This window comes from Candidatus Villigracilis sp. (genome assembly GCF_057083605.1).
In genome coordinates, this window is record NZ_JBXMTI010000020.1 from 16,638 (window position 1) to 31,263 (window position 14,626).

14 protein-coding genes and 1 riboswitch are annotated in these 14,626 nt (G+C 53.2%); of the genes, 2 read left to right on the forward strand and 12 right to left on the reverse strand.

Annotation, left to right across the window (positions count from 1 at the left end):
• Positions 1-1,995 (reverse strand): M1 family metallopeptidase, encoded by a 1,995-nt coding sequence (locus AC14M5_RS03895; RefSeq protein ID WP_484028320.1) that lies wholly within the window; start codon positions 1,993-1,995, stop codon positions 1-3.
• A 26-nt stretch (positions 1,996-2,021) separates the two neighbouring features.
• On the opposite strand from AC14M5_RS03895, the gene AC14M5_RS03900 reads away from it, so the two are divergent.
• Both AC14M5_RS03900 and AC14M5_RS03905 read left to right on the forward strand, forming a co-directional pair.
• Positions 2,022-2,597: an RNA polymerase sigma factor gene (locus tag AC14M5_RS03900; protein ID WP_484028321.1), complete on the forward strand. Its 576-nt coding sequence runs from the start codon at positions 2,022-2,024 to the stop codon at positions 2,595-2,597.
• Positions 2,594-3,502 carry an anti-sigma factor family protein gene (locus AC14M5_RS03905; RefSeq protein WP_484028322.1) on the forward strand — a complete coding sequence of 303 codons (909 nt, stop codon included), beginning with the start codon at positions 2,594-2,596 and terminating at the stop codon, positions 3,500-3,502. The genes AC14M5_RS03900 and AC14M5_RS03905 overlap by 4 nt, the downstream gene beginning before the upstream one ends.
• Positions 3,503-3,803: 301 nt before the next feature.
• Here the strand turns inward: AC14M5_RS03905 and cobU are convergent, their stop codons facing one another.
• From cobU to AC14M5_RS03960, 11 genes are all read right to left on the reverse strand, one after another.
• Complete coding sequence (gene cobU / locus AC14M5_RS03910; RefSeq protein WP_484028323.1) at positions 3,804-4,373, reverse strand: bifunctional adenosylcobinamide kinase/adenosylcobinamide-phosphate guanylyltransferase; 570 nt, start codon at positions 4,371-4,373, stop codon at positions 3,804-3,806.
• Positions 4,361-5,854: a cobyric acid synthase gene (locus AC14M5_RS03915; protein WP_484028324.1), complete on the reverse strand. Its 1,494-nt coding sequence runs from the start codon at positions 5,852-5,854 to the stop codon at positions 4,361-4,363. Before AC14M5_RS03915 ends, cobU begins: the two co-directional genes overlap by 13 nt.
• Entirely contained in the window at positions 5,851-6,453 is a 603-nt protein-coding gene (gene cobC / locus AC14M5_RS03920; protein WP_484028325.1) for an alpha-ribazole phosphatase, read from the reverse strand. Before cobC ends, AC14M5_RS03915 begins: the two co-directional genes overlap by 4 nt.
• Entirely contained in the window at positions 6,450-7,517 is a 1,068-nt protein-coding gene (locus AC14M5_RS03925) for a pyridoxal phosphate-dependent aminotransferase (RefSeq protein WP_484028326.1), read from the reverse strand. The genes cobC and AC14M5_RS03925 overlap by 4 nt, the downstream gene beginning before the upstream one ends.
• Positions 7,501-8,421: an adenosylcobinamide-phosphate synthase CbiB gene (cbiB, locus tag AC14M5_RS03930; RefSeq protein WP_484028327.1), complete on the reverse strand. Its 921-nt coding sequence runs from the start codon at positions 8,419-8,421 to the stop codon at positions 7,501-7,503. Before cbiB ends, AC14M5_RS03925 begins: the two co-directional genes overlap by 17 nt.
• A 1-nt stretch (position 8,422) precedes the next feature.
• Positions 8,423-9,073: an adenosylcobinamide amidohydrolase gene (locus AC14M5_RS03935; protein WP_484028328.1), complete on the reverse strand. Its 651-nt coding sequence runs from the start codon at positions 9,071-9,073 to the stop codon at positions 8,423-8,425.
• Positions 9,070-9,804, reverse strand: coding sequence for an adenosylcobinamide-GDP ribazoletransferase (gene cobS / locus AC14M5_RS03940; protein ID WP_484028329.1), 735 nt, complete (start codon positions 9,802-9,804; stop codon positions 9,070-9,072). Before cobS ends, AC14M5_RS03935 begins: the two co-directional genes overlap by 4 nt.
• 7 nt (positions 9,805-9,811) lie before the next feature.
• Positions 9,812-10,879, reverse strand: coding sequence for a nicotinate-nucleotide--dimethylbenzimidazole phosphoribosyltransferase (gene cobT, locus AC14M5_RS03945; RefSeq protein ID WP_484028330.1), 1,068 nt, complete (start codon positions 10,877-10,879; stop codon positions 9,812-9,814).
• A 28-nt stretch (positions 10,880-10,907) separates the two neighbouring features.
• Positions 10,908-11,501, reverse strand: a complete 594-nt coding sequence (gene cobO / locus AC14M5_RS03950) for a cob(I)yrinic acid a,c-diamide adenosyltransferase (protein WP_484028331.1) — start codon at positions 11,499-11,501, stop codon at positions 10,908-10,910.
• A gap of 139 nt (positions 11,502-11,640) precedes the next feature.
• Complete coding sequence (locus AC14M5_RS03955; RefSeq protein ID WP_484028332.1) at positions 11,641-12,648, reverse strand: FecCD family ABC transporter permease; 1,008 nt, start codon at positions 12,646-12,648, stop codon at positions 11,641-11,643.
• A gap of 38 nt (positions 12,649-12,686) precedes the next feature.
• A complete protein-coding gene (locus tag AC14M5_RS03960) occupies positions 12,687-13,688 on the reverse strand; it encodes an ABC transporter substrate-binding protein (RefSeq protein WP_484028333.1) in 1,002 nt (333 codons plus the stop codon).
• A 489-nt stretch (positions 13,689-14,177) separates the two neighbouring features.
• Positions 14,178-14,320: riboswitch (cobalamin riboswitch) on the reverse strand.
• Between the last annotated feature and the right edge of the window lie 306 nt (positions 14,321-14,626).

Consider the following 14,626-nt stretch of genomic DNA (forward strand, 5'->3'; position numbering starts at 1 on the left):
TTATTCACTAATTTCCGGCACTGCTTCCTCATACAACCAGGCATCGAAGAAGTCGCTCAATTCCTGCCCGCTGATTTTTTCGGCAAGGTCAATAAATTCCTGTGTCGTGACGTTGCTGTCTTTGTACGTTGCGTAGTAAGTTCGCAGGAGTTCATCGAAATTCTCCACGCCGATTTGCTGGCGCAGGGCATAGAGGGTCAGCGCGCCGCGCTGGTACACGCCGTGATTGAACAGGGCGTCACTGCCGGGATTGCCGGGCGGAGTGATTTTCACCTCTGGAGCGTTAATCGGCAGATCGGGCAACAGTGTGAACAAGAAAGTAAGGAGACTTTCTTGTGTGACGGGGACGTCTTTGAGCGACAACGCCTCGAGCATGGCTATATAATCATCCCGAGTCAGCTCGGTTTCACCGAGCGAATACGGCTCCAGCGCAGACATGAAATCCTGCCAGGCAATCCCATCCGCAGGGATTTTACCGACAATTTCATTTATTTGGTCCTCGGTCAGGGCTCCCTTTGGAAGCGCCAGCAGGAAGTTCTTCACCTGATCGGGAAGCAGATTGAGGGCGGAAAGATCGAACGTTTGAAGCGCGTCCATCGCCCGCTGGAAATTCACATTTTTGAAGATAAATTTGGGCACATCCTTAAGACCATCCGGAATCACGCTGGCATCTTGGATCTCTGGCGCACCATCTGCTGGACTGGGGTTTATCCCTGCTCCAGACATATCTCCATGTGCAACGTCGTTCCAGCGTTTGGCGGCGTAATTGAGGCTCATACCGTTGGCATGTTCGTCCCACAGCGCGGAGGAAAACGTGGCAAAACCTTCGTTGAGCCAGATATCTTTCCACTGCTTCAAACTGACGCTGTCACCGAACCACTGGTGCGCCAGTTCGTGTGCGACGATGTGTTCGGCTTCAGAGGGTGGCATAGTCACCAACATGTTCCCGTAGGTTATAAGTATCTGGGTTTCGAGCGCGCCGCCCATATCAACGCGGGTGACGATACCGCCATACGACTCATACGGGAATGTGCCAAATTGCTGGCTAAAATACTCAATCATCTCAGGCTGGCGGGCGAAGATCAGCTCACACTGCGCAGCATATTCTTTGGGACAGTAGTTGGTGATGGGCAGACCGTCAGGTCCTGTTTGGGTTTGGGTGACGTAATCCTTGACGATGTTCAACGTCACGAGGTAACTCGCCGCGCGGTCGGGCATCTGCCAGGTGTAGGTCTGCGTGCTGTCATTGTTTTTGGTAACGCTTTCACGCGTCCCGCCCATGATGACTTCATACGGCTCGGGGACGGTGATGTTGAAGGTGTAGGTGGCTTTGTCGCTCGGATGTCCGTTGACGGGATACCACAACCACGCCGCCGTCGGCTCGCCGTGAACGTAAATATCGCCGCTGGCGTTTTGCCAGCCGCTCAGTTCTACTGCCTTCGCCAGCTTCGTTTCGGAGGGCTGTCCTTGGTACTTCACTTCGACTGTGAACTTCTCACCGTTGGCGATGGGCTTGGCGGGAGTAATGGTGAGTTCGCGGTCTTTCTGGGAATATATGGCGGTTTCACCGTTGACGGTGATTCCGTCAATCTGGAGAGTATTGAAATCCAGGTTAAACTGGCTCAATTCCTGAGTCGCCACCGCTTCAATGGTGGTCGAGCCAGCGATGGAATTTTCCTCCACATTGACGGCAAGTCTCACGTTGTAATGTTGGACATCGTAGCCGCCGTTGCCTGCCTGTGGGAAATATTCATCGCCGATGCCATCCGCGCCCGCAGTTGGGTTTAATGCGGGGGCGCAGGCGTTCAGCAAAATCAGGAGCAGGGTGAAGGTGATGAAGATGGTTTGTTTGTTTTTCATATCTTTGCCTTTCTTTACTTCAAATGTGATTAACATTTTAGCCACCACATCTGAAGGAGTTCTGAAGAACAACCCAAGAATCTCTGGAAACCATCTCTGGTTGGGATATTTGAGTAATAAAACCGAACTTTTCATCCTGATTCCGGGTATATATTTACAGAATGAAACGGAAAGAAGAACCCCAGTTGGAATCAATGCTGATCCGCCGCTGCCAGGCTGGTGACCAGGATGCCTTTGAACAGTTCTTTGAAAGGTATAAAAATTTCGTCTTTCATACGGCATTCCTGATATTGAACAACGTTCACGACGCGGAAGATATATTGCAGGATGTCTTCGTTCAGGCGCATCGCTCAATGGATAGTTATGACCCAGCCAAAGGAGCGCTCTCTACCTGGTTGCATCGTATCACGGTTAATAAATGTCTCAAACGGCGGATGCACTGGTCATTTTCCGTCACAAGGCTCGAAGAAATCCCTGAGCAGGATTTGACAATTAACAGCCAAAATACTGATCGCGACTCAGTTCAACAAGCGTTGAGTAAATTGAGCGTCAAATTGCGCGCCGTTGTCGTCCTGCGTTTTTATTGGGAACTTTCCTATTCTGAAATGTCCGAAGTGCTGGATCTGCCGCTTGGCACGATCAAATCCCGCCTCAACTATGCATTACAAGTTTTACAGACAAACTTGAAAGATGAATTTGATCCTGCCATTTACTCCATTGAGGAGAATGCAAAATGAACTGCCCACAAGTTAAAGAACTACTGCCCGCTTACTTGGATAACGAGATCAATCCATCGGAACGTCGGTTGATTCAGGCGCACCTGACCGGGTGCAAAACCTGTCAACGGGACTTGGCGCTTCTTTCCCGGACCCGAGGTCTGGTCAGCCAATCCCTCAGCAATCGAGCCGCCCAAACGGCTCCCTCCCTTCAGGCACTGAGCCGCCTGCAGGCGAGGCTCGCGGACGAAGCGCAACGTCCGTCTTCACGGCTCATGGCGTGGTTCAGGCGTTCGGCGCCGTTCGCCCTCCGCGCACAATCCAACCCACAAGGAACATTCACTATGAAAACAAAATTTGCACTATCTGCCATCGCCATGCTGTTGGTCCTGGCAGCGACCGTTGCCTTTGTCCCGCCGGTGAGGGCGCAGGCTGAAAAATTATTCGACATGGTTTTTTCCACAGCCTCGATCCGGGTTGAAGATCCATCGCAACTTCCCGGCTACTTGTCCGAGTTCAACAGCGGACCCGTTGCGGGCTTCGCTCAAGTAGGCAATGGTCAAAACGGAAAAATCGTGGATATCTATCAGGACGGTGACCGCTTCCTCATCTTCACCCGAAGCGACGCGTCTAATACCTCTCTGCCCGAGGGCGAGGCGACGACTGTCAATGGACAACCTGCTATATTGAACACAAGTCTTGCTGGCGAATATCGCCCAGATTTTCCCGCCATGGTTGGTTCGGTGTCCTCAAATGGAGAGCCTTCTGATAACCAACCCGCTCCCAACCCGCCTGCCATTGTCATCAACTACACCAACGCCAATAAACTGACCTGGGTGGATGGCAACACCAGGTATGAGATGCTCTCCAACCTTTCCATCGAAGAGATGGTGAAGATCGCCGCGGAGTTGGCGCACGCAAAGTAACAAATCCCGAACAAGAGATAATCATACAGGACGTATTTTCCAATACGTCCTGTATTGTTTAACCGGGGCAGGGACGCTTTCCCTTGTGGCCTGCTTTTGAGCGCTTTTGCGTATGGACTCAATCAGATCGACACTTCCAACTTTCTGGGTAGCATTACCTCACTCGATGTATAGCCCTTCCTGCTGACAGCAGTCATCCTTCATGTAAACTACCACCGCCAAAGGCGGTGGTAGTTTACTGGATCCTTTCGTATGTAAATTTTGGATGATCAAAAATCTGACATCCAGGGAATAACCAGTTTCAAGTCTGATCGGGCAACCAAACTCGAAACTGATGAATCGGCACCGGGATGCCAGCTACCAGCCAGTACACTTCATCGGCACGGGAGGCGATGTGCTGGTTGGCGCGACCCAGAGCATCGCGATAGATGCGCCCCGATGGATAGGGCGGCACCAGACCCAGACCAACTTCGTTGGAGACGATAAGCCATTCCTGTTCGCTCCGTTGAATAGCCGTCAACAATTCGTCAACCTCCTTATTCGCGGAACGCGCAAATGACGCTTCATCCACAAGGTCATCCTTCAAAAATTGTACGAGCAAATTTGAAATCAATAAAGTGACACAATCCAGGATGACGATTTCCGATTGTATTCCTCCCACATGCGGTGCAATGCCAAACGGAATCTCAACCGTCTGCCAGTGTGCAGGGCGTTCTGCTTTGTGAACTTTTATACGCACGGACATCTCATCGTCCAATGCCTGCGCCGTGGCAAGAAAGGTGACAGGTTTGCCCGTCGCTTCAGCGAGCCTCAGCGCATGGGATGATTTTCCGCTACGCGCCCCGCCCAGGATAAAGGTTATTTCTCCCATATGATTGCCTCCAGTAACTTCATATTCAAGGAGCCTTCCACAGCGTTCGCAAGTGTCTCCAAGGATTCTTCAAAGCGGTCAGAATGGGACGATGGCCCGCCCCGCCAGCCGAGGCTTTTTAACCAGGCATGACGAAACGAGTCATTATGAAATAGTCCGTGCAGATAGCAGCCCCACACGTTGCCGTTGGATGAAACGCATCCATCGGGGACCTTGACCTGCTCGCCATTGCGAGAGGCAATTTCCAGCCAATGAGTTTGACTCTGAGTCTCGCCCGCATGAATCTCATACCCTTCCACAAATTCTCCTGTCAGGGAGGCAAAATGCAAAATCTTCGCGCGCACCTGATATGTGGCTTTCTGTCTGACGAAAGTCGTTGTCACAGGCAACAAACCCAATCCTGCAATTGAATCATTCTGTGACTCAACATGGAATGGATCGATGATCGTTTGCCCCAGCATTTGGTATCCGCCGCAAATACCAACCACCGCACCGCCTGACCATGCAAATCGAATTATGGCTTCAGCGAGTCCTGTTTGCCGCAGCCAGTTCAAATCAGCCATTGTGCTCTTGGTGCCAGGGACGATGATGGCATGTGGCTTCCCCAACCCATCCACCGAATCCACGTGGCGGATGTGAACGCCAGGTTCCGCGCGCAGTGGGTCGAAGTCATCAAAATTGGAGATGCGCGGCAAAGCCAAAACGGCAATGTCTGTTTGGGATGTTGAAGCAGGCCGGGCGGCGAACGAAGCGACTTCTACAGAGACGGCGTCTTCGTCGGGCAGGGAAAGCTCCCTCAAGTAGGGAATCACCCCCAGTACGGGAATATTCCCCTTCTCTTCCAGAATTTGAATACCATCATCGAAAAGGGAAAGGTCGCCGCGAAATTTGTTGACAATAAGACCGCGCACCAGATTACGTTCATCGGGTTCAAGCAGCCAGAGTGTGCCAAGCAATTGAGCAAAGATCCCGCCCCGATCAATATCCCCAACGAGCAACACAGGCGACTCGGCGTAACGCGCTACTGCCATATTGACAATGTCGCCGCGTCTGAGATTGAGTTCGGCGGGGCTGCCCGCGCCTTCCATGATGACGAGATCATATGCACTGCGCAGCCGATCCAGTGCAGCGGTGACATGCTCCCAAAGAACGACTTTCTTCTCGTAATAAGTTTTGGCTTCAAGCGTGTGCCAGGGACGACCGTTCAGAATCACCTGCGAGCGCGAATCCGCTTCGGGCTTGATGAGGACAGGGTTCATATCTGTTATGGGAACAATGCCAGCAGCGACGGCTTGTAATGCCTGGGCGCGCCCGATCTCGCCGCCATCGGAACAGACAGCAGCGTTGTTGGACATGTTCTGCGCTTTGAACGGCGCGACTTTGATTCCGCGTCGCGCATACATACGGCACAGGGCAGTGACCAGCAGGCTCTTGCCCGCCGATGAACTACTGCCTTGAATCATCAATACTTTTGCCGTCATGGAATATTCTCAAGGTGGGAAGTGTCATTGAGTAAATTCAAAATCGCACCTCCAGGGTAAAAGGAAATTTTGGAAAGCGAGGCGGGCAGTACATGAAACTGCCAATACATCAGCGGGGATACATTCAACGCCAGGCAAATCGACACCTGCAAAACTCCGCTGTGCGCGACGATCAAAATCGTTTTGTTTTTATGGATCTCGAGCAAATCATCCAGAAGTGATCGCACGCGCCCGGCAAAATCCGAGAGTGTTTCACCGTTGGGCGGGGCGTTGTGAAAAATATCGTCTTCCCATGCTTGAAGGGCGCCGGGATATCTCTCCTTGATTTCGGAATAGGTTAATCCTTCCCATTCGCCAAATTTTAGTTCGCGCAGGCGAACGTCAAATTGAACACCCGACCTGCGAATCATGCTGGCGGTTTCAGCGGCGCGGAGCAGATCACTGGCATAGACCATGTCAAAGGATTGATCCGACAAACGCTGCGCCAATGATTTCGCTTGTTGTTGTCCAACTTCATTCAGTGGAATATCGACGTGCCCTTGAAAACGTTGGGCGCGATTCCAGTCAGTTTGTCCGTGACGAATGAGATAGAGGTTCATATTACATCTCGTAGGTCGGCAAGCGCGTTCAACAAGCAGGTATTTTCGATGCGTGTGCGCGTTGCAATGCGGACATATTCGGTCAGGCCAAACGAAGCACAATCGCGGACAAGAATTCCACACTTCAATAAATTTCGGCGGAATTGCGCGCCATTTCCAACGGGGAGCAGGAAGTAATGCGTGTGTGATGGGACGGGAATATACTCCAACTTTTTCAAGCCTTGAACTAGATTTTCTTTTTCCGAGCGGAGTTGCGTCAGCGTTTCAGAAAGATGTTTTTCGTCCCGCAAGGCTGCCAGCCCTGCCACCTGGACCAATGCGTTGACATTCCAGGCGGGACGCACATTTGCCAGCTTATCCATCCACTCAGTATCACCAGCCGCATAACCAAGCCGCAGCCCCGCAATGGCGTGATCCTTGGTCATCGAACGCAACACCAGGATATTTTTTTGTCGAAGCGAGACGGCAGATCGCATTTTAGGCACAAACGCCAGATATGCTTCGTCTACCACAAACAAAGTCGTAGGATGATGTCCTGCCCATTCATCCACATGATCCAGTGGAAGAACCTGGCCCGTAGGGTTGTTCGGGCTGCAAAGAAAAACCAGTTGGTATTCCAGCGCATTTAATATTTGCCCAATTTCATTGAACTGGATGGCAAACCCTGTTTCGGGACCGGCTCGCCAGTGATGGACATTGGCTCCGACCAAGCGCGCCGAACGCTCATACTCCCCGAAAGTGGGTTCAAGGATCAGAACATTGTCCCCCCGCTTCAGAAAGGCGAATGCTGTCAGTTGGATCAACTCAGCCGTGCCGTTGCCGATGATGATTTCTTCTGTTGGAACATTCAGCCGCATGGACAGAGCGCGGCGCAAGGCAAGCGATTCGCGGTCCGGATAGCGCTCCAATGGCACGGTTAGGATCGCCTCCCGAACCCGTGGCGAGGCTCCGTACGGGTTGCTGTTGACGCTGAAGTCCAGGACTTCGTCAGGATGAATGCCAAGTCGTTCAAGTTCAGCAAAGTCAAGCGCGCCGTGATGGGAAGGTTTAACGCCAGGCAGCATACACACTCCCAATGACAATGGGCAGCGCCAACAGACCGATCGCAGCAAATAGTAATCGGCGCGAACGGCTCAGGTCAGCCACTGTCGGCAGGCGCAAACCTTTTCCCAGTTGATAATACCCCACCTTCTCCAGTTCCACGCCAACCGCGCCTGCCATTGCGCTCATAGGCACGCCTGCATTGGGACTGGCGGTAGCGCGTGAGTCACCCCACATGATCTGCCAGGCACATTTGAGGTTTCCTCCAATCCAGGGAGCGCATAAAGCAATCAGCAACCCCGTCAGCCGCGCGGGAATGAAGTTCAAAACATCGTCGAAGCGGGCAGGGAATTTACCCAGCCATTCGCGCTCATCATCGTGGTAACCCAGCATGGAATCGGCCGTGTTGGCGAAGCGATAGGCAAAGGCGGCTGGTAACCCGCCGATGAGGTAAAAGAACAACGGCGCGATGATTCCGTCTGAGGCGTTTTCGGCAACCGATTCGATGGCGGCGGCACAGACTTGCGATTCGTTTAATTGCGACGTGTCACGACTAACCAAGTGCCACGAGAGCGAGCGCCGCGCTTCGGGAAGGTCATTTCTCTCCAGCGCGGACTGCACGTCACGCGCGGCGCGATCCAGCCCACGCAGGGAGAGCGTCAGGCTGAGGCAAAGCCCCCGAAGCAACACCCCAGCCCAGGCAGGGAGAGAATCAGCAAAGCGTTCCAGGAGAAAAGCGAATCCGCCTGTGAGTCCGACCCCGATCAGGACGATGAAAAACCCATAGGCAAATTCGACGAGATGATTCCCATGCGGACGGAAACGCTTGAGGGATGCGATCAGGCTGCCCATCCAGGCGGTGGGATGAAAACGATTTGGCGGGTCGCCAAGGAAGAGGTCAAAGAGCAGCGCGGTCAGGACGGTCATTTTATTTTCCTGCCTGGATCTGCAAAATGGATTGCCTTGTGGCGCGTGCGATCAGCCAGCCTGCCAGCGTGGCAGTGCCCGTATACTGGATTCTGGTTCCTTCACCAGTAGCGGCGATGACAATCGAATCGGTAGATGTACCTGTGGCGGGATGACCATCTTTGGTGTGCAGGTCGAATTCGGACAACATGGCGGTTTTGGCTTCGGTGGCCGTGATGACCGCATTGACCAGCGCCGCCCGACTCAAACGGGCGTGAAGAACGAGGATGATATTGATCGTGCCTGTCGTTTCGGGCAGAAAAGGAGGCGTGATTCCCGCGCAAGCGGCATTGCTCATCCCCATCGTGGTGATCGCCCCAACGGTTAAGCCATGTTCCTGGAGGAAGACTGGTTTTGTGGCGTAGATGTTCGCGGCAGTCATCATGCCGATGAAGTTCTCATGAATATTCAACCCGCGGGCGAAATGCCAAATATCCGCCGCGGGATCGGAGCACATATAATTCTTGTCCACTCTGATGTTGAGGATGTGCCGCGCTTTTTGAAATCCGCCTCCCACCACACCTGACGACAATGCAAGAAACGGACGCGATGCCTCTACATGGATGTGTGTATCTGAAGAGTGAACGGAAATGCCTTTGATAGGTGTTTTCATATTTGTGTTGCATAAGCGATCAGGGTCATCATTTCCACGAATACAGTGACCGCCCCATAAAGGTCACCTGTGAGTCCAGGCAACATGCGCATGGCGTAGCGCGCAATTAGAAATGCGATAAGCGCCGCGCTGAGCATAATTCCCAAACCTGGCCAGCCAGATGAAAGCCATGCGGTGACTCCCGCGATCAGCGTGGCCAGCACGATCTCACGCCAGGTGACATTCTGCTTCAGTCCATACCCAATTCCATTCTCGCGTGCATAGGGGAAGCTATAAATCAGCAGGGTCGAAGCCCAACGTCCCAGCGTGGGAGCAAGGATCAAGGCGGGAAAAATCATTGCGGCGTTCATCGAGGACAGTGCAGCATATTTCGTAAGCAGAACCAAAACCCCACCTGCCACGCCAAATGCGCCCATATGCGAGTCTTTCATGATCTCCAACCTGCGTTCGGGGGTCCAGCCGCCGAAGAGACCATCGCACGTATCCATGAAGCCGTCGAGGTGAAAGGCGCGCGTGAAGATGACCCACACGATCAAGGTCAACGCAACGGCAACGCCTGGCAGAAAAACCGAACGGACGACAAGGTTCATTCCATACAAGGCAAAACCCAGCGCCATACCTACCAGCGGGAACCATCCCACGGCGCGTCCCATCTCCTGTGGGGTGAACACGCGTCGGATCAAGGTCGGGAAAACCGTGAGGAATTGAAAGGCAGCGATCATTGACGTCATAAGATGCTCACCTCACCGATTCGATCTTCTCGCTTACTCCTGCCTCCCCAAAGGTCGCCATTTCAGACAAGACCTTGCAAGCTGCCTCCGCCAGCGAAATCCCAAGGGCCGCGCCCGAGCCTTCGCCGAGGCGCAGATTCAAATCAAGCAATGGTTTCAAGCCAAGCCATTCGAGCATGAGCCCGTGACCATTCTCCCTGGAGCGATGGGCCGCGATCAAGTAACCTTTGCACTGCGGGGCGATGGTCATCGCGATCATAGCCGCCGCCGTGGAGATAAATCCATCCATCACGACAGGCACGCGCTTCGAGGCTGCGCCAATCATCACACCTGCCAGTCCGCCGATCTCGAACCCGCCCACCTTTGCCAACACATCGAGTCCATCCTTCGCATTGGGATGATTTCTCCCCAACCCCCACACGATTGCAGAAATCTTTCGCTCCAATCCATCATCATCCACACCTGTGCCACGCCCCGCGATCTTATCAGGCGAGACGTTCATCAAGGCACAGGCAATCGCTGCAGATGGCGTCGTATTGCCAATTCCCATATCGCCCGCGCCCAGGATGTCGGCGCCGTTGGAGATTTCGTTCAGCGCAATTTCGATTCCGCTTTGAATGGATTCCTCCGCCTGATCACGTTTCATGGCCGGACCCTGAGCCAGGTTCATCGTCCCCGCGCCGACCTTTCGCCGAATCAAGGCCTGGCTGGCAGCAGGAATCTCGCTGGCAACGCCCATGTCCACCACAACGACGTTTGCGCCAACATGACGCGCCAGCACATTGATCGCCGCCCCGCCCGAGAGGAAGTTCAATACCATCTGTGGCGTTACCTCCTGCGGATATGCGCTCACGCCCTCAGCGACAACCCCGTGATCACCAGCCATGATGATGATGGTCTTGTTCCTGATGACAGGCATGGGCTTTCCCATCACACCCGCCAGTTGGATGGATAGTTCCTCCAGCCGTCCCAAACTTCCTGCAGGCTTGGTGAGCATACTTTGGCGTTCACGCGCCCGCCGCATCGCGGCTTCATCGAGTGGCTGGATCTGTTGGATGGTCTTTGTGAATTGCATGATTTGCTCCTTTGTGTGTATTTCCTGATCAAAACTCCACACCCGCCTGCGCCTGGATGCCCTGTTGGTATGGATGCTTGATCTCCGCCATTTCACTGACCAGATCGGCATACTCCATCAGTTCCGGCAGCGCGTCACGTCCGGTGATGATCAGGTGCAAGTCAGCGGGTTTGTTGACTGTTAACCAATCTATGGTTTGGGCGGCATCCAGCCAGCCAAATTTCAAAGGATAGGTAAATTCATCCAGAACGATCATGTCATAGTTGCCGCTGATGATTTTTTCCTGCGCCAGTTCCCAGCCTTTACGGGCGCGGGCGGTGGTTTCATCCATATCCTTTGAAAGCCAGGTAAAGCCATCCCCGCTAATATGCCATTCGATGCCGAGTTTTTGGGCGGCTCTCACCTCGCCCCATTTTCCCGTCTCTGATTTGATGAATTGAATGACACACACGCGCATCCCGCGTCCCCAGGCACGCAGCAAGGTGCCAAATGCTGCGGTGGATTTCCCTTTGCCGTTGCCAGTGTTGATGATCACAAGTCCTTTTTTACTCATAACATTTTCTCCTTTAGCCATAGTACAAACCTCAATGCGATGTTTTTCATAATGACGCGTGCGAGACATGGGCTCTTTGCATGAAGCGCCTCTCCTTCATTTCCATGCAATCTTTTGGTAGAGAATGGACCCTCTTCCATCGGTTCCCATGCATTCTCCGGCGAATCAGGGTGATGCCTGCTGAAAGGATGGCCATATTTCTGAAACATCACCACACTCCTTGGTGTTTAGCGCGGCGCAACACCCACAAAAAAAACGGCGCGCCCGCCAGCGCGGTGATAATGCCCACAGGGATCTCCTGGGGAGCGAGGATGACACGCGCCAGGATATCGGAAACCAGCAGGACAGTCGCGCCACCCAAAACCGCGAGGGGAAGTAATTGTCTGTTATCGGGACCGGCCCAAAGTCGGATGAGATGCGGAACCACCAGTCCGATGAAACCGATGATGCCCGCAAACGATACCGCCGCGGCAGTGGCAAGCGAAGCGGCGATCAATAGAGTGGTCTTTGTGAAGGGTACGTTCAGACCAAGTTGCTGCGCCTGCTCATCACCAAATTGAAGCAGGTTGAGCGAGTGTCCATGCAACAGGAGAAAGGCCAGCCCGATGGTCAGATAGGGAAGCATGGCAGCGATGGATACCCAGCCCAGTTGGATGGAACCACCCATCAGCCAACTCACAGCGCGGCGTAATTCGCCTTCGGAACGCAGCATGAGGAAGGATGTGAGCGAGACCGCAAAAGAGGAGACAGATACGCCGGCAAGAATGAGTGTGGTTGTTGGAATCACATTTCCCGTACGCGCCAGTAGATAGACAACAGCAACCGTCAACAATGCCCCAATGAATGCGGCCAGCGGAACTGCCATCAGTCCCCAGAAGGTGTACGGCCATTTCACGCTCATCGCAATCACAGCCCCCAACCCAGCTCCGGAGGCTACACCAAGCAGATATGGATCGGCCAACGGGTTGCGAAACAACCCCTGATATGCCGCCCCACTCCCGCCCAGTGCCATACCAGTCAGCGCTATCAATACGGTGCGCGGCAGGCGAATCTTCCAAAGGATGGAGGTCGCCAACTGCGTGCCATGCCCGCTTAAGGCAGCCAGCAGATCGGAGGGCGGAAGGAAGACCGAGCCGATTGCCAGGCTGATACACAGGGCAAGCATAAGGAAGAAGGTGGAGAAAACAAAGAAGCGCATAAATGTATTGATGGACACACAGGGAATTTATCCTTGTGTGTCCATCTCCTTCCATACTATTGCACTGGCGCAAGCTCGGGGTGCAGGATGGCAAACAGCGCTTCCAGTCCATCCACCAGACGCGGGCCTGGACGGCTGGACAGATTGTCATCAAAGGGGAAGATGTTGCCTTCCTTCACCGCTGTCAACTCGCCCCATCCTTCGCGTCCGCCAATGGACTCAACTGTTACCCCCCACTTGGCGTTACCCAGGATAATAAAATCAGGATCCTGTTTTACGATTTCCTCCGCGCTGATTTGTGCGAAGGAATCGGAAAGCACGCCGCCGATGTTGACACCACCCGCTTGCGCAATCAAGGAATCCATAAACGTGCCAGGACCGCTCGTCCAGGGTTTGGATGGGTCGGAACCATCTATTTCATAGAAAACGGTCGGCTTTTCGGTTAGCCCTGCCACCTTCTGCTGGACCGCCTCCACCCGTTTCTGAAGCGATTCGACCAAATCCGCTGCTTCGCCTTCATGCCCCGTCAATGTTCCCATAATGTGCAGGTGTTCATACATTCCTGCAAAGTCTGTGGGATTTTCAAAAAAGTACACGGTCACGCCCAGATCTTCCAATGCCTTGATCTGTTCAGGGCTGTTGATCCCCGCTGCCACGACCAAATCAGGGTTGAGAGCGAGGATGGCTTCGGTATTCAAGTTCTGATATGTGGAGCCAATACTGTCAACCTGCAAAGCATCTTCAGGATAGTCGGAATTTTCATCGCGCCCTACAACCTGGTTTCCGGCGCCAATGGCGAAAAGAATTTCGGTCAACGAGGGGGCCAGCGAGACGACATGTTGGGCAGGCGTGGCGAGAGAAACTTCTCGTCCCAGTCCATCGGTAAAGACAATGGAGTTATTGACGACCGTCTCTGTGCCAGGAGGTGCGGTGGCCGGAACATCAGTGGCCGGCGCGGTTACCATTGGCGCTTCAGACGGGACAGCAGTTGCCGGGGAACATGCTCCCAAGACCAGCATGAGCAGGAGCATAACGAACAGAAGGGTTTTGCGAAACATACATTTTCTCCAAAAAGTGGTATGGTGTGAAACAAAATCCCCTGCCGAGATGGGCAGGGGAGGTGGGAGCGTCAATCCAAGCTGGACTGTTCTCCACCTCCTTTCCGCGAGAAGTGGTTGAACTGATTCAGAGCGGGCGGCCTGACTTGGTTAGTTGGGTAGTTTGTCAGTTCGATAGTTTGGTAGTTCAACTACTCAACTATGTAACTATTCAACTACATAACTAACTTCACAGTTGCGCGACAGCGCCGGACTTGCACCGGACTTCGCCGTTTTCTGAGTCATCATATTATGGTGATTTGTTCGATAGTAAATGCAATCTGACTATTTGAGAATAAGGGGATGCGATTTTTCGAATATGGATTTACCTCAAATGTGAAATTGGAGTGTCAGAAAGAACAAAAAACCCTTATCTCGCGATAAGGGTGGCATGAAAACTTCGGCAAAAAAACAAGGCAGTCATGGTCTCCGTCTCCCATGTGCGAGGATCTGGCAAACACAAGCAAGGCGGGCGACCTGACTTATCAATAGAAATTGAATCACAGTTGCGCTACAGCACCGGACTTTCACCGGTTTCGCCATTACCGTCCTCACCATCCGGGGTGAAGGACACCTTGATTGCTAACTATATTCAATTGTGGCTGGAGTTTATCCTTAGTGAGGATGACTGTCAAGTGAATCATGCTTTCCGGCCATTCGCCAAACAGGTCTTGTTCGCGGGGATGTCTGAAAAAAGTACACCAATCAAAAGCGGCGGAGAGTTCTCTCCGCCGCCTACGTTGCCGCCTACGTTCGTAAACGAAACTTATACCCATACACGATCAGCCCACGTTCGTCACCGTCGTTGCGCATCTTGCGGGTGACCATTTCAACGGGCATGCCGATTTCCACGGCGTTATTGTCCACGTCGGTGAGTTGGGCGGTGATCATGGGACCCT

Coding starts and splice junctions, on each gene's coding strand:
- AC14M5_RS03895 (WP_484028320.1), bottom strand. CDS start 1,995: ATGAAAAGTTCGGTTTTATTACTCAAATATCCCAACCAGAGATGGTTT.
- AC14M5_RS03900 (WP_484028321.1), top strand. CDS start 2,022: ATGAAACGGAAAGAAGAACCCCAGTTGGAATCAATGCTGATCCGCCGC.
- AC14M5_RS03905 (WP_484028322.1), top strand. CDS start 2,594: ATGAACTGCCCACAAGTTAAAGAACTACTGCCCGCTTACTTGGATAAC.
- cobU (WP_484028323.1), bottom strand. CDS start 4,373: ATGGGAGAAATAACCTTTATCCTGGGCGGGGCGCGTAGCGGAAAATCA.
- AC14M5_RS03915 (WP_484028324.1), bottom strand. CDS start 5,854: ATGACGGCAAAAGTATTGATGATTCAAGGCAGTAGTTCATCGGCGGGC.
- cobC (WP_484028325.1), bottom strand. CDS start 6,453: ATGAACCTCTATCTCATTCGTCACGGACAAACTGACTGGAATCGCGCC.
- AC14M5_RS03925 (WP_484028326.1), bottom strand. CDS start 7,517: ATGCTGCCTGGCGTTAAACCTTCCCATCACGGCGCGCTTGACTTTGCT.
- cbiB (WP_484028327.1), bottom strand. CDS start 8,421: ATGACCGTCCTGACCGCGCTGCTCTTTGACCTCTTCCTTGGCGACCCG.
- AC14M5_RS03935 (WP_484028328.1), bottom strand. CDS start 9,073: ATGAAAACACCTATCAAAGGCATTTCCGTTCACTCTTCAGATACACAC.
- cobS (WP_484028329.1), bottom strand. CDS start 9,804: ATGACGTCAATGATCGCTGCCTTTCAATTCCTCACGGTTTTCCCGACC.
- cobT (WP_484028330.1), bottom strand. CDS start 10,879: ATGCAATTCACAAAGACCATCCAACAGATCCAGCCACTCGATGAAGCC.
- cobO (WP_484028331.1), bottom strand. CDS start 11,501: ATGTCTCGCACGCGTCATTATGAAAAACATCGCATTGAGGTTTGTACT.
- AC14M5_RS03960 (WP_484028333.1), bottom strand. CDS start 13,688: ATGTTTCGCAAAACCCTTCTGTTCGTTATGCTCCTGCTCATGCTGGTC.